Origin of the sequence: Serratia sp. BIGb0163 (assembly GCF_024809935.1) — a bacterium.
Classification (GTDB): Bacteria; Pseudomonadota; Gammaproteobacteria; order Enterobacterales; family Enterobacteriaceae; genus Serratia; species Serratia quinivorans.
The window spans coordinates 257,362-282,096 of sequence record NZ_JANUDZ010000003.1; the positions used below are offsets into that span (position 1 = coordinate 257,362).

At 55.9% G+C, this 24,735-nt stretch carries 21 protein-coding genes; 16 read left to right on the top strand and 5 right to left on the bottom strand.

Features of this window, described 5'->3' with window-relative positions:
• Nucleotides 1-9: 9 nt before the first annotated feature.
• A complete protein-coding gene (gene dhaR, locus M2406_RS14295) occupies nucleotides 10-1,956 on the bottom strand; it encodes a dihydroxyacetone kinase operon transcriptional regulator DhaR (protein ID WP_259190389.1) in 1,947 nt (648 codons plus the stop codon).
• Between the two features lie 151 nt (nucleotides 1,957-2,107).
• Nucleotides 2,108-3,601, bottom strand: a complete 1,494-nt coding sequence (gene tolC / locus M2406_RS14300; RefSeq protein WP_012146967.1) for an outer membrane channel protein TolC — start codon at nucleotides 3,599-3,601, stop codon at nucleotides 2,108-2,110.
• Nucleotides 3,602-3,882: 281 nt separating this feature from the next.
• Here tolC and nudF point away from each other — a divergent pair, with 281 nt between their 5' ends.
• From nudF to M2406_RS14330, 6 genes are all read left to right on the top strand, one after another.
• Nucleotides 3,883-4,515 (top strand): ADP-ribose diphosphatase, encoded by a 633-nt coding sequence (gene nudF / locus M2406_RS14305; protein WP_112364136.1) that lies wholly within the window; start codon nucleotides 3,883-3,885, stop codon nucleotides 4,513-4,515.
• Nucleotides 4,515-4,940: a DUF1249 family protein gene (locus M2406_RS14310; protein ID WP_012146965.1), complete on the top strand. Its 426-nt coding sequence runs from the start codon at nucleotides 4,515-4,517 to the stop codon at nucleotides 4,938-4,940. The genes nudF and M2406_RS14310 overlap by 1 nt, the downstream gene beginning before the upstream one ends.
• A gap of 27 nt (nucleotides 4,941-4,967) precedes the next feature.
• Entirely contained in the window at nucleotides 4,968-5,795 is an 828-nt protein-coding gene (cpdA, locus tag M2406_RS14315) for a 3',5'-cyclic-AMP phosphodiesterase (RefSeq protein ID WP_012146964.1), read from the top strand.
• The gene (gene yqiA / locus M2406_RS14320) at nucleotides 5,795-6,379 is read left to right on the top strand and encodes an esterase YqiA (RefSeq protein ID WP_012146963.1); all 585 of its coding nucleotides are present in this window, start codon (nucleotides 5,795-5,797) and stop codon (nucleotides 6,377-6,379) included. Before cpdA ends, yqiA begins: the two co-directional genes overlap by 1 nt.
• 44 nt (nucleotides 6,380-6,423) lie before the next feature.
• Nucleotides 6,424-8,319, top strand: a complete 1,896-nt coding sequence (gene parE, locus M2406_RS14325; protein ID WP_012146962.1) for a DNA topoisomerase IV subunit B — start codon at nucleotides 6,424-6,426, stop codon at nucleotides 8,317-8,319.
• A gap of 96 nt (nucleotides 8,320-8,415) precedes the next feature.
• Nucleotides 8,416-9,312, top strand: coding sequence for a LysR substrate-binding domain-containing protein (locus M2406_RS14330; RefSeq protein ID WP_112364137.1), 897 nt, complete (start codon nucleotides 8,416-8,418; stop codon nucleotides 9,310-9,312).
• 27 nt (nucleotides 9,313-9,339) lie between these two features.
• Here M2406_RS14330 and M2406_RS14335 read toward each other — a convergent pair whose 3' ends face one another.
• Both M2406_RS14335 and M2406_RS14340 read right to left on the bottom strand, forming a co-directional pair.
• The gene (locus tag M2406_RS14335; protein ID WP_012146960.1) at nucleotides 9,340-9,648 is read right to left on the bottom strand and encodes a putative quinol monooxygenase; all 309 of its coding nucleotides are present in this window, start codon (nucleotides 9,646-9,648) and stop codon (nucleotides 9,340-9,342) included.
• A 33-nt stretch (nucleotides 9,649-9,681) separates the two neighbouring features.
• Nucleotides 9,682-10,263: an NAD(P)H-dependent oxidoreductase gene (locus M2406_RS14340; RefSeq protein ID WP_012146959.1), complete on the bottom strand. Its 582-nt coding sequence runs from the start codon at nucleotides 10,261-10,263 to the stop codon at nucleotides 9,682-9,684.
• 316 nt (nucleotides 10,264-10,579) lie between these two features.
• Here M2406_RS14340 and parC point away from each other — a divergent pair, with 316 nt between their 5' ends.
• The 3 genes from parC (at nucleotide 10,580) to ftsP (ending at nucleotide 15,379) form a co-directional block, all read left to right on the top strand.
• Complete coding sequence (parC, locus tag M2406_RS14345) at nucleotides 10,580-12,853, top strand: DNA topoisomerase IV subunit A (protein WP_012146958.1); 2,274 nt, start codon at nucleotides 10,580-10,582, stop codon at nucleotides 12,851-12,853.
• A gap of 240 nt (nucleotides 12,854-13,093) precedes the next feature.
• Nucleotides 13,094-13,831 (top strand): 1-acylglycerol-3-phosphate O-acyltransferase, encoded by a 738-nt coding sequence (locus tag M2406_RS14350; RefSeq protein WP_012146957.1) that lies wholly within the window; start codon nucleotides 13,094-13,096, stop codon nucleotides 13,829-13,831.
• A gap of 132 nt (nucleotides 13,832-13,963) precedes the next feature.
• Nucleotides 13,964-15,379 carry a cell division protein FtsP gene (gene ftsP / locus M2406_RS14355; protein WP_112364139.1) on the top strand — a complete coding sequence of 472 codons (1,416 nt, stop codon included), beginning with the start codon at nucleotides 13,964-13,966 and terminating at the stop codon, nucleotides 15,377-15,379.
• Here ftsP and M2406_RS14360 read toward each other — a convergent pair.
• Complete coding sequence (locus tag M2406_RS14360; RefSeq protein WP_115183697.1) at nucleotides 15,376-16,314, bottom strand: LysR family transcriptional regulator; 939 nt, start codon at nucleotides 16,312-16,314, stop codon at nucleotides 15,376-15,378. The two genes, ftsP and M2406_RS14360, sit on opposite strands and share 4 nt — an antisense overlap.
• Before the next feature lie 132 nt (nucleotides 16,315-16,446).
• On the opposite strand from M2406_RS14360, the gene xapA reads away from it, so the two are divergent.
• The 7 genes from xapA to gspF all read left to right on the top strand — a co-directional run bounded on the left by xapA (nucleotide 16,447) and on the right by gspF (nucleotide 24,720).
• Nucleotides 16,447-17,268, top strand: coding sequence for a xanthosine phosphorylase (gene xapA, locus M2406_RS14365; protein ID WP_112364141.1), 822 nt, complete (start codon nucleotides 16,447-16,449; stop codon nucleotides 17,266-17,268).
• An 81-nt stretch (nucleotides 17,269-17,349) separates the two neighbouring features.
• On the top strand, nucleotides 17,350-18,609 hold the full coding sequence (locus M2406_RS14370; RefSeq protein WP_112364227.1) for a nucleoside permease: 1,260 nt from the start codon (nucleotides 17,350-17,352) through the stop codon (nucleotides 18,607-18,609).
• A gap of 339 nt (nucleotides 18,610-18,948) precedes the next feature.
• Nucleotides 18,949-19,425 carry a helix-turn-helix domain-containing protein gene (locus M2406_RS14375; RefSeq protein WP_259190392.1) on the top strand — a complete coding sequence of 159 codons (477 nt, stop codon included), beginning with the start codon at nucleotides 18,949-18,951 and terminating at the stop codon, nucleotides 19,423-19,425.
• Nucleotides 19,426-19,473: 48 nt separating this feature from the next.
• Complete coding sequence (locus M2406_RS14380; protein ID WP_259190393.1) at nucleotides 19,474-20,007, top strand: type II secretion system protein N; 534 nt, start codon at nucleotides 19,474-19,476, stop codon at nucleotides 20,005-20,007.
• 87 nt (nucleotides 20,008-20,094) lie between these two features.
• A complete protein-coding gene (gspD, locus tag M2406_RS14385; protein WP_405050625.1) occupies nucleotides 20,095-22,038 on the top strand; it encodes a type II secretion system secretin GspD in 1,944 nt (647 codons plus the stop codon).
• On the top strand, nucleotides 22,014-23,519 hold the full coding sequence (gene gspE, locus M2406_RS14390; RefSeq protein WP_041418761.1) for a type II secretion system ATPase GspE: 1,506 nt from the start codon (nucleotides 22,014-22,016) through the stop codon (nucleotides 23,517-23,519). The genes gspD and gspE overlap by 25 nt, the downstream gene beginning before the upstream one ends.
• Nucleotides 23,509-24,720, top strand: coding sequence for a type II secretion system inner membrane protein GspF (gspF, locus tag M2406_RS14395; protein ID WP_259190396.1), 1,212 nt, complete (start codon nucleotides 23,509-23,511; stop codon nucleotides 24,718-24,720). Before gspE ends, gspF begins: the two co-directional genes overlap by 11 nt.
• Nucleotides 24,721-24,735: the final 15 nt, after the last annotated feature.

Below are 24,735 nucleotides of genomic sequence, written 5' to 3' on the forward strand. Positions count from 1 at the left end.
GGCGTGCCCTCAGGCGCGCAGCTTAAACTGGCGAATATCAATCTGATACTGTTTGATTTTTCGCCACAGCGTGGTGCGACCAATGCCCAGCAGCTGCGCCATTTCGTTCAATTGTCCGCGGCTGACGTTAGCCGCGTGAATGATCGCCTGACGTTCCATCTCCGCCAGTGTTAATAGCGGTATGCCCGGTTGCGGTTCACTTTCCAGCAGTGGCTGGTGGCTGAGCAAGTGCTCGGGCAAGTCCGCCAGTTGCAGATGGTGGCCGTGGCACATCATCGCGGTGCGCTCCACCACTCCCTTCAGCTCCAGATCGTTGCCGGGCCACAGATACAGACCGAGCTGGACCATCACTTCGTCATCCACCCGAAAACGGCACTGGAAATGCTGTTCCAGCGTGCGCAGGTGGTGCTTCACCAGCAGCGGAATATCACTCAGCCGTTGGCGCAACGCCGGGATTTGGATCTCGAACGCCTGCAGGCTGTAGAACAGTTGGCGGCGAAAGCGATTCTGTTGCACCAACAGCGGCAGATCGGCGGCACTGCTGGCGATCACCCGCACATCGACCGGGATCACCCGATTGGAATTGAGCCGCATGACTACGCCGGTTTTCAGCACCTGCAGCAGCGCAGACTGCATCTCCGCCGGCAAATACTCTATTTGTTCCAGGTACAGCGTACCGCCATTGGCCAGTTCAAACTTGCTGAGCTGGCCCGCCTCTTCCTCGTTGGCATCGCTGCCGAGCAGCTCCCGCAGCCCCTGAGCCTCCGGCAAGAGCTGGCAGTTGAGGGCGATGTAAGGCCCGGTGGCGCGCTCACTGGCGTTGTGGATCGCTTGGCTGAGTAGCTCCTTGCCAACACCTTCTTCGCCGCACAGCAGGATCGGGTGCTGGCCCTTCGCCGCCTGTTGGCCATAGCGAATCAACCGCCGCATCTCCAGCGAGGCGGAAGGCATCTGTTCAAAACTGTGGCTGACGCGCCCCAGCTGGCTGCTGACATACTGATGCAGTCGTTCGAGCGGATGGAGCAGGGCAATAAAGCTGCAGCGCTCACCGTCGAAGATTGGTTTGAGGGTTAACAGCGCCGCAATAAACTGCCGCTGGCTTTCGAAGGTCACTTCAACGTGTTGCAGTGGCTGCCGCTGGGCGATGGCCCGGTTGAGCAGGGCGGGCAGCGTCAGTAACTGGCTCAGGGGCTTGCCCTGACTTTGTTGTTCATCCAGCTTGAGCAAGGAAGCGGCGCGCTGATTGATGTACTGCAGGTAACCGCGATGGTCCCAGGCCATGACGCCGTCATCCACTCCGTCGAGCAGGCCGTATAGCTGATTCAGATGGCGGTTGGATTCCGCCAGCAGGCTGTCGGCGTTGATTGAATTACCTATCTCACGTGCCAGCGCCAGCGTCAGTGACAAATCGCCGGCGGCACAGTCGGCAAGCAGGCAGCCTAATGCGATCGAGCCGCGTTGGCGGCCACTGTTGTCATAGACCGGCGTGGCGCAGAATGACCAGTCGTGCAGCGCCTCGCGCACATGTTCGCTGCCGCGGACCTGCATTGGGTGGCCCTCCGCCACCGCCAATGACGGTGCATTGGTGCCGATGTCACCTTCGGCCCAATAAGCGCCAGGCATAAAACCCAACTGTTGCAGACGTTCGCGCGTTGGGGCATCGCCACACAGCCACAGCATGCAGCCGCTTTCGTCGAGGATCATCAGCAGGCAGCGCCGTTGTTCCATGTACTCGCAAGCGTCTTCCAGCGCCGCCTGGCCGAGCGTCAGCAGATCGTTCTTACGCTGGCAGATGGAGTTAAAGGTAGCGCCGAGTGCGCAGTGGGGGGCTTTCCACACCGCGGGCTGCATCAGGCTGCGGCAGCGTAGCCAGGAAGCATAGATTGCCGGCGCAGGACGTTGTTCGGGTGGCAGGTTGCCTTCGATCAGGCGTTGCCAGCTTGAGGTGTTTTCCATTGGATCCCGTCCAGACGAGATAAAGCGATAACCTGGATGATACCACCCCAGGGTGGGGGAACGGCTGTGAGGCGGTGGGCAGAACCGATGAGCAGGCAAAAAAAACGGGGTGCGGCAGATGCCGGACCCCGTATTCAGCGCAGTACGGCAATCAATTACGGAATGGATTACCGCTGGTGCGTGCAGGCTGGCTGGTGGTGGCCGCCGGCGCGGAGGCGCGGGTGGCAACCGGTGCTGCAGTTTGTGGAGCAGGGGCGTTGCCGTTATAGCCTTCAGCGTAAGCGTCCTGTGCGGTAGTCGGTGGCGCTACCACGTCTTGCGAGGTCGAAATCGGTTTACCCAATGCGCCATTCAGCATCATCAGATCGTTCTCGTTCAGGGTACCGAGTGCCGACTTGATGTTCAGTTGGTTGATCAGGTAGGTATAACGCGCGCTGGAGAGCTGTTGCTTGGCGTTATACAGCGTACTGGTCGCATCCAGCACGTCGACGATGGTACGGGTACCTACCTGGTAACCGGCCTCGGTCGCATCCAATGAACTCTGGGCAGACACTACCGCTTGTTGGTAGGCGTTGATGCTGCTGATCGAGGCATTCACGTTATTGAACGAAGAACGCACGGTCTGCACTACGCTGCGGTGGGCGCTTTCCAGTTGCTCACTGGCGCCAACGAAGTTGTACTGCGCCTGCTGCACCTGTGAGTTGGTCTGGCCGCCGCTGTACAACGGCAAGTTAAAGCTCAGGCCCACTTTGTTCTGACCAATATCAGCGTCGTTGTTCACGTTGCGAGAACCGCTGTAATTAGTATTGCTCACCGCGGTGGATGCGCTGAAATCAACGGTAGGCATATAACCGGTCTGTGCGGAACGGATCTGCTCACGGGCCAGATCCTGGCTCAGGCGAGCGGACAACAGGCTCAGGTTACGGCTTTCGGCTTCTTTCAGCAGATTATTGACTGCATCCGGGCGTTTGGTGTTGAAACGGTCGGTATTCAACGAGGCCAGTTCCGGATAGAAGGTACCGGTGACCTGGCGCAGTTTTTCCAGCGCGTTGTCCAGGTTGTTACGGGCGGTGACTTCGGCCGCCAGCACGGTATCGTAGGACGAACGGGCGTTTTGCACGTCGGTGATCGCGACCAGGCCCACGTTAAAGCGTTGGGTGGTCTGGTCCAGGGTGCGGTAAACCGCTTGCTTGTTCGCCTGGGTGTAGGACAGCGTATCGATGGCGCTCAGCACGTTAAAATAGGCGGTAGCGGTATCGAGGATCAGTTGCTGTGACGAGGTTTGGAAAGTCACGTCGGAAATGCCGGCGGTTTTTTCCTGCAGCGTCAGCGCACGCCATTTGGACATGTCGAAGATAGTCTGGGTCAACGCCAGGGAGCCACTGGTGGCATCGCTGTTGGCATCTTTGCTGTCACGGTAGCCATTGGTGTAAGTGTAACCGGCGCTCAAACCCAACTGCGGCAGCAACGGGCTGCGTGCTTCGTTGATTTTTTCGAATGCGGCGTCACGGTCAGCGGCGGTTTTGCGCAGATCCGGGTTACTTTCCCTGGCCTGTTTGTAGACCTGCAGCAGGTTCTCTGCCTGGCTCATTGCACTGAAGCCGCCCAGGCTCAGTCCGATAAGAAGGGGGAGCAGTTTCTTCATTTGCATTCCTTGTTGTGCAGCAATATTGCGGAGTTAGCTGACGATAGACGAAATAGTTGCCGATTCTAGCAGAGTCTGTTGTACGCCTAAGGTGGCTGAATGTGCCATCTCGCGTAACTTTTACCTTTCAGGCCGCCTGTTTACATTAGTTCAACTGGTCGCACACGTCACACCTGATATCATGGCTCACAATCTATCATAAAGCCGCGGAAGATTATCCCGCCGTTTCTGTCATCAAAACTGTTTATTTTATCGGCATACTCATGCAGGAGAATTCACTTATGAGCCACTCGCTTCCGTCGCCCGTTACTCTTGATGAAAATGATGTAGAAATTATTGCACGGGAGACGCTTTACCGTGGTTTTTTTTCACTCAATTTATATCGTTTCCGCCACCGCCTGTTCAACGGTGACATGAGCCCAGAAATTAAACGTGAAATTTTTGAGCGTGGGCATGCCGCGGTGTTACTTCCCTATGACCCGGTGCGTGACGAGGTGGTGCTGATTGAACAACTGCGGATCGCCGCGGTCGATACCAGTAACTCACCCTGGCTACTGGAAATGGTGGCGGGTATGATCGAAACCGGCGAGAGCGTTGAAGACGTGTGCCGCCGTGAAGCGCAGGAAGAGGCCGGCGTCGATGTCGGGCGGTGCAAGCCGGTGCTGAGCTACCTGGCCAGCCCCGGTGGTACCAGCGAGCGCCTGTCGATTATGGTGGGCGAAGTGGACGCGACTACCGCAGTTGGCATCCATGGACTGGAAGAAGAGCATGAAGATATCCGTGTCCATGTGGTCAGCCGCGAACAGGCTTACCGCTGGGTTGAAGAGGGCGCGATTGATAACGCGGCATCAGTGATTGCATTGCAGTGGCTGGCGTTGCACCATGAATCGTTAAGAAAAGAGTGGGCCAATTAATGAAACAGCGCTATACCCCTGATTTCCCCGAAATGATGAGATTGTGCGAAACCAACTTCGCGCAATTGCGCCGCTTGTTGCCGCGCAATGACGAAGTGGGTGAAACGGTGACTTATCAGGTGAGCGGCGCCAGTTATCGTCTGACCATTATTGAATCCACCCGCTATACCTCGCTGGTGCAAATTGAACAGACCGCCCCGGCGGTCAGCTACTGGAGCCTGCCAGCCATGACGGTGAGGCTGTATCATGACGCGATGGTTGCGGAAGTGTGTTCAAGTCAGCAGATCTATCGCTTTAAAGCGCGTTATGATTATCCCAACAAAAAGTTGCATCAACGCGACGAAAAGCATCAAATTAACCAGTTTCTTGCTGATTGGTTGCGCTACTGTTTGGCGCATGGAGCGATGGCGGTTCCGGTTTGTTAAACAGACTGAGATAACAAAGGACACCATTTGGAAAGCCTGTTTAAACCGACCGTGGCAAGTGGGGCCAGGGTCAGGATCCTGCAAATAACAGATACCCACCTTTTTGCCGGCGAAAATGAGACTTTGCTTGGCATTAATACCTATCGCAGCTATCACGCGGTGTTGGACGCTATCCTGGCGCAGCAGCGTGATTTTGATCTGGTCGTCGCCACCGGTGATTTGGCTCAGGATCATTCATTGGCTGCCTACCGGCACTTTGCCGAAGGTATTGCACGACTGCCGGCGCCTTGCGTTTGGCTGCCGGGCAACCATGATTTTCAGCCGGCGATGGTCGACGCACTGGCCGACGCCGGGATTGCCCCGTCAAAACAGGTACTGGTGGGCGACCACTGGCAGGTGCTGTTGCTCGATAGCCAGGTGTTCGGCGTGCCCTACGGCGAGTTGAGCGACTATCAGCTCGAGTGGATGGAGCGCTGCCTGCAAGCCTATCCCGAGCGCTATACCTTAATGCTGTTGCATCATCATCCGCTGCCTTCCGGCTGCACCTGGCTCGATCAGCACAGCCTGCGCAACCCGCATATGCTGGGTGCGGTGCTGCTGCGTTACCCGAAAGTGAATACCCTGCTGTGCGGGCATATTCACCAGGAGCTGGATCTGGAGTGGCAGGGCAGGCGCCTGCTGGCCTCGCCGTCCACCTGCGTGCAGTTCAAGCCGCACTGCACCAATTTCACCATCGACGAGGTTTCACCCGGTTGGCGCTATATTGATTTACTGCCGGACGGCCGCGTCGAAACGCAGGTTTTCCGCTTGGAAAACGACGATTTCCGCCCCGACATGGATTCGGAAGGGTACTGATGCCTTCGACACTGCTCTATCTGCACGGTTTTAACAGTTCGCCGTTTTCGGCCAAGGCAACGTCTTTCAAGGCGTGGCTGGCCGAACATCATCCGCATATCGAGGTATTAGTGCCGCAGCTGCCGGTTTTCCCGGCGGAGGCTGCCGAGATGATCGAGAACATGGTGATGGAGCGCGCCGGGCAGACGATAGGCCTGGTCGGCTCCTCACTGGGCGGGTACTACGCAACCTGGCTTTCACAGTGTTTTTCACTGCCGGCGGTAGTGGTTAACCCTGCTGTGAAGCCGTTTGAGCTGCTGATTGACTACCTCGGCAAAAACGAGAACCCCTACACCGGCCAGCAATATGTGTTAGAGTCTCGTCACGTTTACGATCTGAAAACGATGCAGATCGATCCCTTGGAGTCACCGGATTTAATCTGGTTGCTGCAACAAACGGGCGATGAAATTCTCGATTATGGGCAAGCGGTGGCCTATTACACTGCGTGCCGTCAGACGGTGGAATCGGGTGGAAACCACGCTTTCGTCGGTTTCGAGCACTACTTCCCCCAGATTGTGGATTTTTTAGGGCTCAACGCTGTCTGAGCAGGCGGTTCCGGTTCCTTCCTTTAACCACGAAAAATTCAACGATGACTCAATCCAGCTATAACGCTGATGCCATTGAAGTACTCAGCGGTCTAGAACCAGTGCGCCGTCGTCCCGGCATGTATACCGACACGACGCGCCCCAATCACCTCGGCCAAGAGGTGATAGATAACAGCGTCGATGAAGCGTTGGCCGGTCACGCCAAGCGCATCGACGTGATTCTGCACGCCGATCAGTCACTGGAAGTGATCGATGACGGCCGCGGTATGCCGGTGGATATCCATCCTGAAGAAGGCGTTCCTGCGGTTGAGTTGATCATGTGTCGTCTGCACGCGGGCGGTAAATTCTCCAATAAAAACTACCAGTTCTCCGGCGGCCTGCACGGCGTGGGGATTTCGGTGGTTAACGCCCTGTCGACCCGGGTGGAAGTCAACGTCAAGCGCGACGGTAATGTCTACAGCATTGCCTTCGAAAACGGCGACAAGGTGCAGGATTTGGCGGTGACCGGCAGCTGCGGCAAACGCAATACCGGCACCAGCATCCACTTTTGGCCTGACGAGAAGTTCTTCGACAGCCCACGTTTCTCGGTTTCGCGTCTCAGCCACCTGCTGAAAGCCAAAGCGGTACTCTGTCCTGGAGTAGAAATCTACTTCATCGATAAGCTGAACAATACCGAGCAACGCTGGTGCTATCAGGACGGTCTGACCGATTACCTGATGGAAGCGGTTAACGGCCTGATTACCCTGCCGGAAGCGGCGTTTGTCGGCAACTTTGCCGGTGACACCGAAGCGGTAGACTGGGCACTGCTGTGGCTGCCGGAAGGCGGTGAACTACTGACCGAAAGCTACGTGAACCTGATCCCGACCATGCAGGGCGGCACCCACGTTAACGGCCTGCGTCAGGGGTTGCTGGATGCGATGCGCGAGTTCTGCGAATTCCGCAATATTCTGCCGCGCGGCGTGAAGCTTTCCGCTGAGGATATCTGGGACCGTTGCGCCTATGTGCTGTCGGTGAAGATGCAGGATCCGCAGTTCGCCGGGCAGACCAAAGAGCGTCTGTCGTCGCGCCAGTGTGCAGCCTTCGTCTCCGGCGTGGTGAAAGACGCCTTCAGCCTGTGGCTGAACCAGAACATACAGGCGGCGGAACAGCTGGCCGAGCTGGCTATTTCCAGCGCCCAGCGCCGTTTACGCGCCGCCAAAAAAGTGGTGCGCAAGAAACTGACCAGCGGTCCGGCGCTGCCGGGTAAACTGGCCGACTGCACCTCGCAGGACTTGAACATGACCGAGTTGTTCTTGGTGGAAGGGGACTCGGCGGGCGGTTCAGCCAAGCAGGCTCGCGATCGCGAGTATCAGGCGATCATGCCGCTGAAAGGTAAAATCCTCAATACCTGGGAAGTGTCTTCGGACGAAGTGTTGGCTTCGCAGGAAGTGCACGACATCTCGGTGGCGATCGGTATTGATCCGGACAGCGAAGATCTCAGCCAATTGCGCTATGGCAAAATTTGTATCCTGGCGGATGCGGACTCAGACGGCCTGCACATTGCCACGCTGCTGTGCGCGCTGTTTGTGCGCCACTTCCGTTCGCTGGTGAAGGGGGGCCACGTGTATGTGGCGATGCCGCCTCTGTACCGTATCGACCTCGGCAAAGAGGTGTTCTATGCGCTGGATGAAGAAGAAAAGGCCGGCGTACTGGAACAGTTGAAGCGCAAAAAGGGCAAGCCTAACGTTCAGCGCTTTAAAGGGCTGGGTGAGATGAACCCGCCACAGCTGCGTGAAACCACGCTCGATCCCAATACCCGTCGTCTGGTGCAGTTGACAGTGAGCGATGAAGACGTGGATCAGACGCTGGCGATGATGGACATGTTGCTGGCCAAGAAGCGTTCGGAAGATCGCCGCAACTGGCTGCAGGACAAAGGCGATATGGCCGAGCTGTCTGCCTGACAGACCCGGCGAAAGACTGACTGACCCGGCTTCCCCGCCGGGTCTTCTTCCCGCAGGGGGACCGCGTGCGGCACCCGACCACACTGGGCGGAATCCATGAAAATCACCCTCGAAGAGTTACTGGCGTTTACCACCGTTGTTGATAGCGGCTCCATTACTGCCGCCGCCGAACAACTTGGCCAGACCACCTCCGGCATCAGCCGTGCCCTCAGTCGGTTGGAAAAAAAGCTCGATACGACCCTGATGCGCCGCACCACGCGCCGGTTGGAGCTGACCGAAGAAGGCCAAAGTTTTCTCGGCCATGCGCGTGAAATTATCAACTCGGTGGAGAATGCTGAAGAGCAGATGGCGCTGCGCAGGCTGATCCCGGCCGGCAGGCTGCGGGTCAATGCCGCCGCCCCCTTTATGGAACACGTGATTGTGCCGCTGGTGGCGGGCTTTCGCCAAAGCTACCCGCAAATTGAGCTGGAACTGAATACCGATAACCTGATCATCGATCTACTGGAGAAACGCACCGATATTGCCATTCGCATCGGCGCGCTGCGGGATTCGACCATTCATGCACGCCTGCTGGGTGCCAGCCGTTTACGTATTCTCGCCAGCCCGGATTACCTCGCACGTTACGGTACACCGGCCAGCGTCGAAGCGCTGCGAGATCACAGCCTGCTGGGTTTCACCCAACCGGAGTCACTCAATCTGTGGCCGCTGCGTTATCAGCAGGCACAGCACTTTGCTATCACGCCGACAATTTCGGCATCCAGCGGCGAAACCTTGCGGCAGTTGGCGTTGCGGGGTGAAGGGATTGTGCAACTGGCTGATTTTATGACCCGTGACGATCAGCGTAGCGGGCGGCTGGTACCGTTGCTGGAACAGGAGACGTTGGATGTGCGCCAGCCGATTAATGCGGTCTATTACCGCAATACCCAGCTGGCGGCGCGTATTACCTGTTTCCTGGACTACGTCAGCGCGCATATTGATGCGCAGATGCTTTAGGGGTCATAGGGCGGCCCCTCAGGGGGATTACAGTGCGTTACCCAGTACGTGAATGGTCACGCCCAGTACGCTGTCCTTGATGGTGTCACGATGCCGATGCATGTGAGCGATATCCAGATGTTTTTCCAGGTGCGCCTGGCTGGCCCATTTTTCCAGCATAAACACCGAGTCCGGCGACAGTTTTTGCCAGGGTGCCTGGGTGTGGCTGTCGATCATCGGCGTATATTCGCTACAGCCGTCTTCTGCCAGCACCAGCGGGATCAGTTTCTCAATCGCCTTCAGGACCGTTTCACGGTGGCCCGGTTTGGTTTTGATTTCTGCAATTACGGTGATCATCACTACCTCATTGATTGACGTGCATAGTGCCAGTTAAGCAAAAATTTCGGCCAGATGCTCGCGATAACGTGCGATGTCGCTGTCGATATCCGGTTGTTTAATCACGTCATTACAGATAAAGGTCGGCAGCGCTTCCATGCCCAGAAACTCATTGGCCTTGTGGAAGTGCAGATACACGCCGTCAACGCCGACGCCGTGGAAGAACTGTTCCGGGTCGGTAAAGGCTTCCAGCGGGGCGTTCCAGGTCAGGCTCAGCATGTACTTTTTACCCTGGATCAGGCCACCGGAACCGTATTTCTTACCCGCGTCCGAGCGGGTGCGACCATCGCTGGCATACAGGCTGCCGTGCCCGGCGGTGAACACTTCATCGATGTATTTTTTCAGGATCCACGGCTCGCCCATCCACCAGCCTGGCATCTGATAAACTACCACGTCGGCCCACAGATATTTTTGCACTTCGGCTTCGATGTCGTAACCGTCATCGACCACGGTAACCTGTACCTGGTGTTGCACATCGCGCAGATAGGTTTCCGCCACGTCGCTCATGGTTTGGTTGAGTTCGCCGTTGGAATGGCCGAACTGTTTTTTAGCATTGATAATCAGGATATTGCTCATCTTTCGCGGCACCTGTCAGAGTTAAAGTCTATGATGCCCTCCGCGCCAGGGGGCGGAAAACATTTCGCTGACAGGGAGTGTAATGCTTGGCAATGTAAGTAAAAATGGGATCCAGCGCACAACAGTGTTGACTGTGAGTCAATAAATGCGCCGTGGGATAGCGAAATTTTGCATAAAATCGGCCGATGGACCCGCGACACCGGACGATTGCTGCGCCATCTGTGACAGCCACCCCGCTGATGAGTTACTATCGCGGACAGAATCAACCCTTTGTCGTCCAGGGATTGCCAAGCCACGGTCTGAGGATAATTGAGTAATGAGTGATCTGACTCATGACGGTGTAGAGCGTTTACCGCTGCACACATTCACTGAAAACGCCTATCTGAACTATTCCATGTACGTCATCATGGATCGGGCGTTGCCGTACATTGGTGACGGTTTGAAGCCGGTACAACGCCGCATCATCTACGCCATGTCTGAGCTGGGGCTGAATAACAGCGCCAAATTCAAAAAATCTGCCCGTACCGTGGGTGACGTGCTGGGTAAATATCATCCGCACGGCGACAGTGCCTGCTATGAAGCCATGGTGTTGATGGCGCAGCCGTTCTCATATCGCTATCCGCTGGTAGACGGCCAGGGGAACTGGGGGGCGCCGGATGACCCGAAATCCTTCGCCGCGATGCGTTATACCGAATCCCGCCTGTCCAAATATGCGGAAGTGCTGCTGGCCGAATTGGGTCAGGGCACGGTTGACTGGGTGCCGAACTTTGACGGCACCATGCAGGAGCCGAAGATGTTGCCGGCCCGCCTGCCCAACATCCTGCTGAACGGTACCACCGGTATTGCCGTGGGTATGGCGACCGATATTCCACCCCACAACGTGCGTGAAGTGGCCGCCGCTGCGGTGGCGTTGATCGACAAGCCTGGCGCTTCGCTGGAAGAGTTACTCGAGTTCGTACAAGGCCCGGATTACCCGACCGAAGCCGAGATCATTACCCCGCGTGAAGAAATCCGCAAAATTTATCAGAACGGTCGTGGCTCGGTCCGCATGCGCGCCGTCTGGAGTAAAGAAGACGGCAGCGCGGTGATCACTGCCTTGCCGCACCAGGTTTCCGGTGCCAAGGTGCTGGAGCAGATTGCCAGCCAGATGCGTGCCAAAAAGCTGCCGATGGTCGAAGATCTGCGCGATGAATCCGATCACGAGAACCCAACGCGGCTGGTGATTGTGCCACGCTCCAATCGAATCGATCTCGATCAGGTGATGAATCACCTGTTTGCCACGACCGATCTGGAACGCAGCTACCGCATCAACATGAACATGATTGGTCTGGACAACCGCCCGCAGGTGAAAGGGCTGGTGGAAATCCTCACCGAGTGGCTGGCATTCCGTCGCGATACGGTGCGTCGCCGCCTGAACTACCGTCTGGAAAAAGTACTGAAACGCCTGCACATCCTGGAAGGTTTGCTGGTGGCGTTCCTCAATATTGATGAAGTGATCCACATCATCCGTAGCGAGGACGAACCCAAGCCGGTGCTGATGCAGCGCTTTGGTATTTCCGATACCCAGGCCGAAGCGATCCTCGAACTGAAACTGCGCCATTTGGCGAAGCTGGAAGAGTTCAAGATCCGCGGTGAGCAGGATGAGTTAGCCAAAGAGCGCGATCAACTGCAGGCGTTGCTGGCCTCCGAGCGCAAGCTGAACACCCTGATCAAAAAAGAGATCCAGGCCGATGCGCAGGCCTATGGCGACGATCGTCGCTCGCCGATTACCGAGCGTGCAGAAGCCAAGGCGATGAGCGAGCATGACTTTGTGCCGTCGGAGCCGGTGACTATCGTGCTGTCTGAAATGGGCTGGGTGCGCAGCGCCAAGGGCCACGATATCGATCCAAGTGGCCTGAGCTACAAGGCCGGTGACAGCTTCCGCAGTGCGGCACGTGGCAAGACCAACCAGCCGGTGGTGTTTATCGACTCCACCGGGCGCAGCTACGCGCTGGATCCGCTGACGCTGCCTTCGGCGCGTGGGCAGGGCGAACCGTTGACCGGCAAGCTGACGCCACCGCCGGGCGCGACCATTGAACAGGTGCTGATGGCTGCGGACGACCAGAAGTTGCTGATGGCTTCCGATGCCGGTTATGGCTTTGTCTGTACCTTCAACGATCTGGTGGCGCGTAACCGTGCCGGTAAGGTGATGATTACTCTGCCGGATAATGCCAAAGCGCTGGCGCCGATGGAAATCCACGGTGAAGATGACATGCTGCTGTCGATCACTGCTGCCGGGCGCATGTTGTTCTTCCCGGTTGCCGACCTGCCGCAACTGTCGAAGGGCAAGGGCAACAAGATTGTCTCCATCCCGTCGGCACAGGCCGCATCCGGTGAAGACAAGCTGGCATGGCTGTTCGTGCTGCCGCCGCAAACCTCTGTAACCCTGCACGTGGGTAAACGCAAGCTGACGCTGCGTCCGGAAGATTTGCAGAAGTTCCGTGCGGAACGTGGCCGTAAAGGCACCTCACTGCCACGTGGCCTGCAGCGAATCGATCGCGTAGAGGTTGATGCCCCGGCACGTGCGCCTGGCGGTGACAGCGAAGAATAAGCCTGTGAAGGCTGGATAACCCCACGGGCGCAGCATGCTGCGCCCGCTTTATTTCCCACCACCGGCAATTATTTTCAAATAGTTAACATTTCCCGGCATAAAATTATTGTGCGTTTCGTCGGCTGGCGGGAAAATAGCAAAAAAAGGCAGGGCAGGTTTTCGAACCCTGCAAGCAAAGAATGAGTAAAGGGATCTGCGCAGCGTTTCAGGCTGCGCCGGCAGTGTGCTAATGAGGTTGTTATGTTATTAATTTTACGTGCCGTGCTCGCCACTCTGTATTGTCTTCTGGTGTGCATTTTCGGTTCTATTTACTGTTTGGTATTCCGCCCCCGCGATCCCCGCCATGTGGCGACGTTCGGTCATTTGTTTGGTCGCCTGTCCGGGTTATTTGGTCTGAAAGTGGAAGTCCGGGTACCGGCCGATGCGGCCAAAAACGGCAACTGCATTTATATTGCCAACCACCAGAATAACTACGATATGGTGACGGCCGCCAAAGCGGTGCAGCCGCGCACCGTGACCGTGGGTAAAAAAAGCCTGCTGTGGGTTCCGTTCTTCGGCCCGCTGTATTGGGTGACCGGTAACTTGCTGATTGACCGGGATAATCGCGCCAAGGCGCACGGTACCATTGCCCAGGTGGCTGAACAGTTTAAAAAACGTGATATTTCGGTCTGGATGTTTCCAGAAGGTACGCGCAGCCGCGGGCGTGGGTTGATGCCGTTTAAAACCGGTGCATTTCACGCGGCAATCGCTGCCGGGGTGCCGATTGTGCCGATCTGCGTTTCCACCACCAGCGGTAAAATTAATCTTAACCGTTGGGATAACGGTCATGCGATCGTAGAAGTGATGGAACCGATCGATATCAGTAATTACGGTAGAGAAAATGTGCGTGAGCTGGCAGCCCATTGCCATGAGCTGATGCTGGCGAAAATTGCCGAGCTGGACGCAGAAGTTGCCCAGCGCAATGCAGCCGGAAAATAATATTCCTACCGGCTTCAAAGAATGAACTTTTAAACGGCGTAAAACGCCGTTAACGCCTGGGCTCCTGCTAATCTGATTAACAGGAGCCCGGTCTTTGCACACGGTTTAGTCATTGCTTTTCATGGAGAAAATATGTCACTCAGTCGACGTCAGTTTATTCAGGCATCGGGCTTGGCGCTGTGCGCAGGAGCCGTGCCGCTGAGGGCTGAGGCGAGCGGAATGCAGACCCCATTACCTATTCCCCCGCTGCTGGAGTCCCGCCGCGGCCAGCCGCTGTTTTTAACCTTGCAGCGCGCCCATTGGGCATTTATGGATAACCGCAAGACGTCGGTGTGGGGCATTAACGGCATGTACCTTGGGCCGACGGTGCGGGTTTACAACGGTGATGACGTCAAGCTGATCTACAGTAACCGCCTGCCGGAGCCAGTGGCGATGACCATCAGCGGTCTGCAGGTGCCGGGAACCCTGATGGGTGGCGCACCGCGCATGATGTCTCCTAACGTTGACTGGTCGCCGGTGCTGCCAATCCGTCAGAGTGCCGCCACCTGCTGGTATCACGCCAGCACGCCCAACCGCATGGCACCGCATGTTTACAACGGCCTGGCCGGGCTGTGGCTGGTCGAAGACGAAGTCAGCAAGGCATTGCCGCTGCCCAACCACTATGGCGTCGATGATTTCCCGTTGATCATTCAGGACAAGCGACTGGATAACTTCGGTACACCGGAATACGCTCCCCCGTCGCAGGGCGGCTTTATCGGCGATACGCTGTTGGTTAACGGCGTGCAAAATCCTTATGTCGAAGTGTCACGCGGTTGGGTGCGCCTGCGCCTGCTCAATGCCTCCAACTCACGCCGCTACATGCTGCAACTGAGTGACGGTCGGCCGTTAAATGTGATCGCCAGCGATCAGGGTTTCCTGCCGGCTCCGGTAGCGGTACAACAGCTGTCACTGGCTCCTGGTGAGCGCCGTGAAGTACTGATCGATATGTCAAAAGGCGATGAAGTGACGATCAGCGCCGGCGAGGCTGCGGGCATTATGGATCGCCTGCGTGGCCTGATTGAGCCTTCGAGCATCCTGGTTTCTACCCAGGTTCTGACGCTGAAACCGACCGGGTTGTTGCCGCTGGTGACCGATAACCTGCCGATGCGCCTGCTGGCGGATGAACTGCTGGACGGCAGCGTCAGCCGCACCCGTGAGTTCCGTCTGGGCGATAGCCAGGCCGGGATCAACGGGGCTATCTGGGACATGAACCGTATCGATGTGCAAACCCAGCAGGGCAGTTGGGAACGCTGGAATATCCATGCGGATACGCCGCAGGCGTTCCATATTCAGGGCGTACGTTTCCTGGTGAAACGGGTCAACGGTGCGCAGCCGATGGCGGAAGATCGCGGCTGGAAGGACACGGTATGGGTCGACGGCGACGTCGAGCTGCTGGTTTACTTCAACCAGTCCACTTCGGAACATTTCCCGTTCCTGTTCTACAGCCAGACGCTGGAGATGGCGGATCGCGGCAGCGCCGGCCAGTTTATGGTGCAGCCGGCGCTTTAAGCTCGTTGCACAGACTTGTTCTGGGGAGCTGTACGCAGCATCTCCAGAAACGCCTGCACTACCGGCGTTGCGCTGTCGGCATGATAAATAGCGTAAAGATCCGCTGACGGCGCCTGCTGCAGCGGGCAAAAACGCACGCCGGGCCAGGGAATACGGCCGTAACTGTCCGGCAGCAGCGTGATGCCATAGCCTTCGGCCACCAGTGCCATCAGCGTTTGCGGCTCGTTGACCTGATAGGCGATATCCGGCTTGAAACCCTGCTGCAGACACAAATTGTGCAGATAGAGACCCAAACTGGCTTCGTGCGGCGGTAGGACAATGAATTTTTCATGCCGCAGCGCGGCGAGCGGCAGGCTTTCCGCCTGAGCCAGTGGGTGGCCCTGCGGCAGCACCAGCGCAATATTCTCCCGTGCCAGCAACTGACTCGCCAGCCCCGGCAATACCTGCTCCTTTGCCTCGCGCCAGACGCCAATATCGATATGACGCTTTTGCAGCGCAGCAATCTGCTGGCTGGGTGTCAGTTCGTTTAACGCCCAGGTGACGTTGGCCGTTTGCCCGGTAAAGCGTTTCAACGCCGGGATTAGCCCGCCCCAAACCGAAGTGCCGACCATGCCGATCACCATATGCCCGGCCTCGCCGCGCCCCAACTGCTGCACCTGATTGAGCGCATGCCCGGCCTGATCGAGCAGCATTTCTACATTGTGAAACAGCGTGCGACCGGCCAGCGTCAATGCCATCGATCGGGTGGTACGCTTGAATAACTCCACGCCCAGTTGGCTCTCCAACTCTTTAATATGTTTGCTGAGCGGCGGCTGCGAAATATTCAGCCGCAGCGCCGCCTGAGTGAAGTTCATCTCCTCCGCTACCACGCGGAAATAGTGCAGCAGGCGGAAGTTAATTCGGCTGGGATCGGGCAGTGGCTGGGGCTGTTTGATGCTGATGATCGCCTCCTGGGGCTACCAATTTATAGGTAAATGGAATAAATCGGCCGCCAATAATGTATTGGTCGCCGCCGCGCCTCGCTCTCTACTATGGGGATAACCTCCCCCCTCATAGAAGAGAATACAATGTTTAATCAAGAAGATGCTTTTTCCTGTGCCGAAGTGATCCGCACCAGGCTGCCGGACTTCCAGCCGCACGCTGCTTTGATACTGGGCTCCGGGCTGGGCGCGCTGGCAGAGGTGATGACCGACACCCTGACCATCGACTACGCAGAGCTGCCGGGTTTCCCGGTCAGTGGCGTGGTGGGCCATGCCGGGCAACTGGTTGCCGGTTGGCTGGAGGGCGTGCCGGTGCTCTGCATGAAAGGGCGCGGTCACTACTACGAAGGGCGCGGCATGCAGGTGATGACCACCGCTGTGCGCACCTTCAAACTGCTGGGCTGCGAATTCCTGCTGGCCACCAATGCTGCCGGCTCGCTGCGTCAGTCGGTGGCACCGGGCAGCCTGGTGGCACTCACCGACCACATTAATTTTATGCCTGAGTCGCCGCTGGTTGGCGATAACGACGAGCGTTTTGGCCCGCGTTTCTTCAGCCTGGCCAACGCTTACGATCGCGAGCTGCGCGGCCAGTTGGCACAGGTGGCGCAAAGCGTAGGCATTCCGCTGGCCGAAGGGGTATTTGCCGCTTACACCGGGCCAAACTTCGAAACCCCGGCGGAAATCCGCATGATGCAAACGCTGGGCTGCGACGTGGTCGGTATGTCTATCGTGCCGGAAGTGCTCTCGGCACGTCACTGTGGGCTGAAAGTGCTGGTAGTGTCCGCGATGACCAATTACGCCGAAGGGCTGTCCGATACGCCGCTGTCCCATGAGCAAACCCTGAGCTGTGCGGCGTTGGCGGCAGAGGACTTTATGCGCCTGATCCGCGAATTCTTCAAAACGCGGTAATGCCGTAAACCTCCCGACGGCAGGGTGCAGGGGCCCTGTCGTGCGAATCATCGTTTTAATCAGAATAATAAGGTGATGGTGATGGCAATAAAAACGCGACTGAAGGTGATGGTTTTTCTGCAGTTCTTTATCTGGGGTGCCTGGCTGGTTACGCTGGGATCTTACATGATTAACACCCTGCATTTCAGTGGGATGCAGGTGGGTATGGTCTACAGCGCCAAAGGCATCGCGGCGCTGATTATGCCGGGATTGGCAGGCATTCTTGCCGATCGCTGGATCAAGGCCAACTACCTGTACGCGCTGTGTCATTTGTTTGGTGCGCTGGCACTGTACTGTGCCGCCCAGGTTGAGCAACCTATGGTGATGTTCTGGGTGATGCTGTTCAACGCCATGGTGTATATGCCCACGATTTCGCTCTCCAACGCCATTTCTTATTTCTGCCTGGAGAAGCACGGTTACGATACGGTGAAAGATTTTCCGCCGGTACGGGTGTACGGCACCGTCGGCTTTATAGTAGCGATGTGGTTGATCGGTTTTAGCAGAATTGAACTCAGCAATTTGCAACTCTATCTGGCCTCCGGGGTGTCGTTGTTGTTGGCGGGTTATTCGCTGACGCTGCCGAATTGCCCGACCAGCAAAGTGGAAAAATCGAAAAGCTGGTTCAGCGTTTTGGGGCTGGACGCGCTGGTGCTATTCCGCCAGCGGCGCATGGCGCTGTTTTTCCTGTTTGCCATGTTGTTGGGTGCCGCACTGCAGGTCACCAACACCTTCGGCAATCCCTTCCTGCACGATTTCGCCAATAACCCGTTGTATCAGGACAGCATAAGCGTCAGGTACCCCGCGGTGCTGTTGTCGCTGTCACAAATCTCCGAGGTGTTCTTTATCCTCACCATTCCGTTCTTCTTGCGTCGATATGGCATCAAACAGGTGATGTTGATCAGCATGGCGGCCTGGACCCTGCGTTTCCTGTTCCTGGCCTATGGCACCCCGGCGGGTTTCGGTTTTGTGCTGCTGCTGCTTTCGATGATCGTCTACGGTTGCGCCTTTGATTTCTTTAATATCTCCGGGGCTATTTTCGTTGAGAAAGAGGCCGATCACCGCATTCGTGCCAGTGCACAAGGGTTGTTTATGACCATGGTGAACGGTATCGGCGCTTATCTGGGGGCGATTGCCAGCGGTGAGGTGGTGGACTTCTTCACCCACAACGGCGTCAAGGACTGGCAAAGTATCTGGCTGATCTTCGCGTTATATACGTTGGTATTGGGAGTGATTTTCGCACTGACCTTCAACTACCAGCATCGGCCGGAGGAGCTGCCTGGGGCGGCGCAACGGGCACATTAAAACCCTATGGGCGCAACTCGATTTGCGCCCATTTTACTTTATGGCCTCTCGCCTTGCCGCTGCGCTATTTCCCAGTTTTACCCCGGCAGGTGATATTTCTATAAATTGCTCTGGTTTATTATTATTGCTTTTAATAACGCAGATATTAAATAATGCACAACAAGATAAAACATCGATACAACAAAGTTGGTGAGGATTGTTTTATATAATGAATTTTAAGCGCCGATAGCTTATTGCTCTCGGAGTTTTTAGTCGCTAACCCTTGACTGCTATCGGGCTATGTGGTCTCTTATTCATAACGAGGAATAATGGATTATTGCTGAAGGGTATATTTTAGTTATGACACTCGCAGAGAAAAAGTTGTCTTTGGTTGAAAACGATTTTCTCGTTCTGAACAGTAAAAGTAGCACCCTAATTATCAAGCCGAAAAATATAACCATTCATCTTACTGAACTGCAGAGACGACTTTTTTGTATTTTGCTCAGTGGCGTAACCAAGAAGCAAGAAGTGATAGAGTCAGTATGGGAAAATAACTACGTTACTATCACTGACAACAACTATCATCAATTAATATATCAATGCAGAACGTTGCTTTCCCGCCATGGTATACCTCCTGAAGTCATCAAAACCATCCCCCGATATGGCGTGAGATTCAACTACTCGCCTCTGGAAGAAGTCCTGAGCCAGCGCACCGTCAAGTTGCCTAAATGGCATAAGAAACTTGCCGGAATGCTCAGTGAACGGCAAAGGTTGGTTCGCAATGTTCTGCTTCTTGTCGTTATTAATTATATAGTTATTGCCAGTGTCGTGGTTTGAGTTCGATAGGCATGCCTACATTCCATTACGACGAGTGAGAGACGCTGCATGAGGTTTGGCATTGTTTATGGCGACCTGCCAATCATCGGCCGTATTGACAAAGAAGCATGGCCGACAGTGCTGGGGTATCTATTTCTGGTGTTCGGGGTGCTGTCGGTATTTTGGGTCGGTTACGAAATTCCGAGTGCAAAAGAAATTCCTGAAGCCAATATTAAAGAATTATCCCAGATTATAGTCAGCAAACCCATGGAATTGGAGGCTAACCCATTACTGACCCTGTTATATTCAAATGCTCACGCCAACATGCCGATAGAGCAAACTCGTTTCCGTATTACCGAAAAAAAACTGAGTAATGCCCTATTAATTGCGGCGCCTGTAGCAAAGTTAGCGGTAAAAGTGGTGGGGTTGCTGTGCGATAAGGATGACCATGCCGGCATGGTGATTATTGAACGCTCAGGTCGGCAGCAGAGTTATGTATCAGGCGAAAAAATAAATGACACTTATCCGATAGTGAAAATATTGGCAGACCGGATCATTATCAATGAAAACGGATTTTATGCTGCATTAATGCTCGAAAATTGAGTGTAAACACAGCGGTTGCATGACAGCAGGCCGCAATCGGATACAGATATGTGCAACCTCGACTTATTTCCAGGCAGGCATTGGTACATGCGCGCAAAAATGACAAATATGCTCTTCTCGAAAATGATCGCATTAATGGCAGTGCTCATCATGCTGCTGTGGGTGACCGCCCCCGTTCAGGCCGAGGCGTTTTCCGCCAATTTTAAAGGAACGGATATACACGAATTTATCAGTACAGCCAGTAAGGCGCTGGGGAAAACCATCATTATTGACGATGCGGTAAAAGGCAAGGTTACGGTGCGCAGCTATGAGCCGCTGGATGCCGGGCAATATTACCAATTTTTCCTCAACGTGCTTGATGTCTATGGTTATGCGGTGATCAGCATGCCCAACAACGTTCTGAAGGTGATCCCGGCGAAAGACGGCAAAAGGGCGGCGCTCAACGCCCTGAATACCCCAGCCGAAGGCGATGAGCTGATCATGCGGATTGTGCCCCTGAACAATATCGCGGCGAAAGAGGTGGCGCCGTTGATGCGCCAGTTTAACGACAGCATTGGTATCGGGAACGTGGTGTTCCTGGAAAGTGGCAATGCGTTGTTGATCACCGGCCGTGCCGATGTGGTCAATAGTCTGGTTGAGCTGGCCCATGAAATGGATCGTACCGAACAGGCCGGCGTGGTCTCTGTCGCCTTGCAACATGCCTCCGCCTCCGATGTGGTCAGCATTGTCACTACGTTATTTCGGGATGAAAACCGTACGAAAAAGGGTGCGCTTCCCGGCATGAAAGTGGTTGCCGATGAACGGACCAACACCGTGCTGATTGCCGGTGAACCGAGCCTGCAGGCGCGCATCGAAGGGATTATCCAGCAGTTGGATCAAGAAAAAGCCAGCCAGGGGAATACCAAGGTGATCCGGCTGAAATATGCCAAAGCGCAAGGCCTGCTTGAAGTGTTGTCCGGCGTCAGTGCCAATCTGCAAGACGAGAAAAAAACGGTCGGCAACAACGTTTCCGTCATGAAGAACATGGTGATCAAGGCAGATGAACAGACCAATGCGCTGATCATCAACGCCACACCGGACGTGATGAGCAACCTGGAAAAAGTCATTGAGCAGCTTGATATTCGCCGGGCCCAGGTACTGGTTGAAGCGGTGATTGTCGAAATGCAAAACGCAGACGGTCTGAACCTGGGTATCCAATGGGCCAACCGTTACGGTGGCGGTACGCAGTTCGGCAACGCTCAGGCGCAGATCGCTCCCGGCTTTAAAGGGGGAATGACGGAGGTGTTTAAAAACGCCAACGGTCTGGTCACGGGTTTTTACAGCGGTAACTGGGCCGGCTTGCTCACCGCCATCAGTAACCAGAGCCAGAACAATATTCTCGCCACGCCGAGCATCATGACGTTGGACAACGAAGATGCCGAGTTTAGCGTGGGTCAGGATGTGCCGATTCTGACCGGCTCGCAAACCACCAACAGTGACAACGTGTTTAATACGGTGGCGCGCAAAACCGTCGGCATCAAGCTCAAGGTCAAGCCGCAAATCAACAAAGGGCAGTCGGTACTGCTGAAGATCGAACAGGAAGTTTCCAGCGTGGCGGAAAACAGCTCGGTGGATAAGGATAACCTGGGCGCGACTTTCAATATCCGGACGGTGAATAACACGGTGCTGGTTGAAAGTGGTGAGACCGTGGTGGTCGGCGGTTTGCTGGACAAGTCGCAATCTGACAGCAAAAGTGCGGTGCCGTTTTTGGAACGCATACCGCTGCTTGGGGCCTTGTTCCGCTCTACCTCTCATAAAGAGAGCAAACGGAATCTGATCTTGTTTATTCGCCCGACGGTCATACGCTCTACCGAGGAATACGCGCAAGAGAGTATGCGCAAAGCGGCCCGTTTCCGATCACTCGACGCGCAACCCCTTCCGTTAAAAACCCATGCGGAGGCGCAGCTCGATAGGGTCGGTTCCACCGCGAATGGCACCTTCCAGCGAGTCCAACGGCAAATTGATGCATTTTACCCGCGGGGGGAGCCGTGAACACACCCTGCTTGTCTTATGCCTGGGCCCGTCAGCATCACGCTGTACTCACCAGCGAAGAAAACCAATACACCCTGTGGTGTCGACAGGACGTGGGCCTGGCCACGTTGGCCGAGCTTGCGCGTCTGCTGGAGGCCGACATTCCGCTGTGTTTGCTGGACGAAAATGCCTTTGAGCAGAAGTTGCTGGAACATTACCAACAGGGCAACAGCAATACGCAAAAGACCATGGACGACCTGGGTAAGGAGCTGGATTTCTACAGCCTGGCGCAGGCGCTGCCGGCCACCCAGGATCTGCTGGATGAACAAGACGATGCGCCGATTATCCGTTTGCTTAATGCGATGCTCAGTGAAGCCATTAAAGAGCGGGCCTCAGATATTCATATCGAGACCTATGACAGCGAACTGGTGATCCGCTTTCGTATTGATGGGGTGCTGAAAACCATTCTGACTCCCCAGCATCAACTGGCGGCCTTGCTGACCTCTCGCATTAAGGTGATGTCCAAACTGGACATTGCCGAGAAGCGCATCCCGCAGGATGGCCGTATCACGTTGAAGATTGGCGGCCGGGCCGTCGATGTGCGGGTGTCCGTGCTTCCGACCAATCACGGCGAGCGGGTGGTGATGCGTCTGCTGGATAAAAGCAGCGTCAGTCTGGATCTCGCCAGGATGGGCATACGCTCGGTGGAGTTCGCGGCGCTGACGCGACTGGTTCATCAGCCCCATGGGGTGATCCTGGTGACTGGCCCGACCGGCTCGGGCAAAAGCACCACGCTTTATGCGTTACTGATGCAGATTAATGACGGCAATCGCAACATCATGACCATAGAAGACCCGGTGGAGTTTGAATTAAAGGGCATTTCGCAAACCCAGGTCAACACGCGGGTTGATATGACGTTTGCCCGCGGGTTACGCGCCTTGCTGCGGCAAGATCCGGATGTGGTGTTGCTGGGCGAAATACGCGATACCGAAACCGCACATATCGCCGTACAGGCTTCACTGACCGGGCACCTGGTGTTATCCACGCTGCATACCAATACCGCCATCGGCGCCATCACCCGCCTGCGTGACATGGGGATCGAACCCTTCCTGCTGGCCAGCTCGCTGACGGGCATTCTCGCTCAGCGGCTGGTGCGAAAATTGTGCCCGCATTGCCGCCAGGCTTATGTGCTTTCTGCAGAGCAAGCGCTCTCGCTACAGCTCTCTGTCGAGATTGAGCAGGTCGCGTGGCGTCCGATCGGCTGTGAAAAATGCAATGGCCTGGGCTACCGTGGGCGTCTGGGGATCCATGAACTGCTGCTGATTGATGACGCTATCCGCAAAGCCATTCATTTGGGCAGCAGTGAGCAGGAGATAGAACAACTCTGCGGCCATGCGCGACACACCCTGCGGCAAGATGGCGCGCGCAAACTGCTGACCGGTGAAACCAGTATTGAGGAAGTTCTGCGGGTCACCGGGGGGGATCATTGCGGTGAAGTTTAACTATCACGCATACGATGCAGCCGGCAAAGGCGTCAGAGGGGTACTGGAGACGGATTCTTTGCGCAGTGCCCGACAACGGCTCCGTGAGCAAAATCTGACGCCCTCGCATATTGCGCCGCAGCGAAACGGCGTGGCCGCCACTTTGCTGGCCGCCAGGCCCCGACATCGTTTGAGCAGTGGCGAACTGGCTCTGGTGACCCGGCAGCTCGCCACCCTGATCGCGGCGGCTTTGCCACTGGAAGAGGCACTATTAACCGTCGCATGTCAGTCAGAAAAAAAAACCGTTATCCAGTTAATCACCCGCATACGCAGCCATGTGCTGGAAGGCTTGTCGTTGTCGCAGGCATTGATGCAATTCCCCTCGGTTTTTGACCGTCTGTTTTGCGCCATGGTGGCCGCCGGAGAGAGCAGCGGCCAATTGCCGCTGATCTTCACCGAGTTGGCGGACTATGTCGAACAGCGGCAGAAAATCAAAAATAAAATGACTCAGGCAATGACTTACCCCGTGATATTGACGCTGGTCGCCATTGCGGTGATCGGCGTGCTGTTGGTGGCGGTGGTACCGAAGGTGATTGAACAGTTTGTGCATATGAAACAAACGCTGCCGTTAACCACGCAGATCCTCCTGCTGTGCAGTGAAGGCGTCGGTCGGTGGGGGCCTTCTGGCCTGACGGTGGTCGTGCTGAGCTTGCTGGGTTTTCGCTGGCAGTTGAAAAAACAGCGGTTTCGCCTGGCGTGGCACCGTTATCTGTTGCGCATGCCGTACCTGGGAAGCCTGTTCCTGAATCTGGATACGGCCCGTTATGCACACACTCTCAGCATCCTGACGCTCAGCGCGGTGCCTTTACTGGACAGCATGAATATCAGTGCTGCGGTGTTGAATAACGAGGAGGCCCGGCGTCGGTTGCTCGAGGCGATGACGCAGGTACAGGAGGGGGGATCTTTGCATCAGGCGCTGGCGGACAGCGATCTTTTTTCCCCGATGATGCGCCACATGATCGCGGCGGGCGAACGCAGCAGTGAACTTGGCAGCATGTTGAAACGGGCCGCCGCTATGCAACAGGACGCCCTTAATCAGCGCATTGCGTTGGTCCTGAGCCTGTTTGAGCCGGCGCTGGTGATCAGCATGGCCGGCATTGTCCTGTTCATTATTCTGGCGATCCTGCAGCCGATCTTACAGCTCAACAACATGATGGGTTAACTCAATGGAGAACCG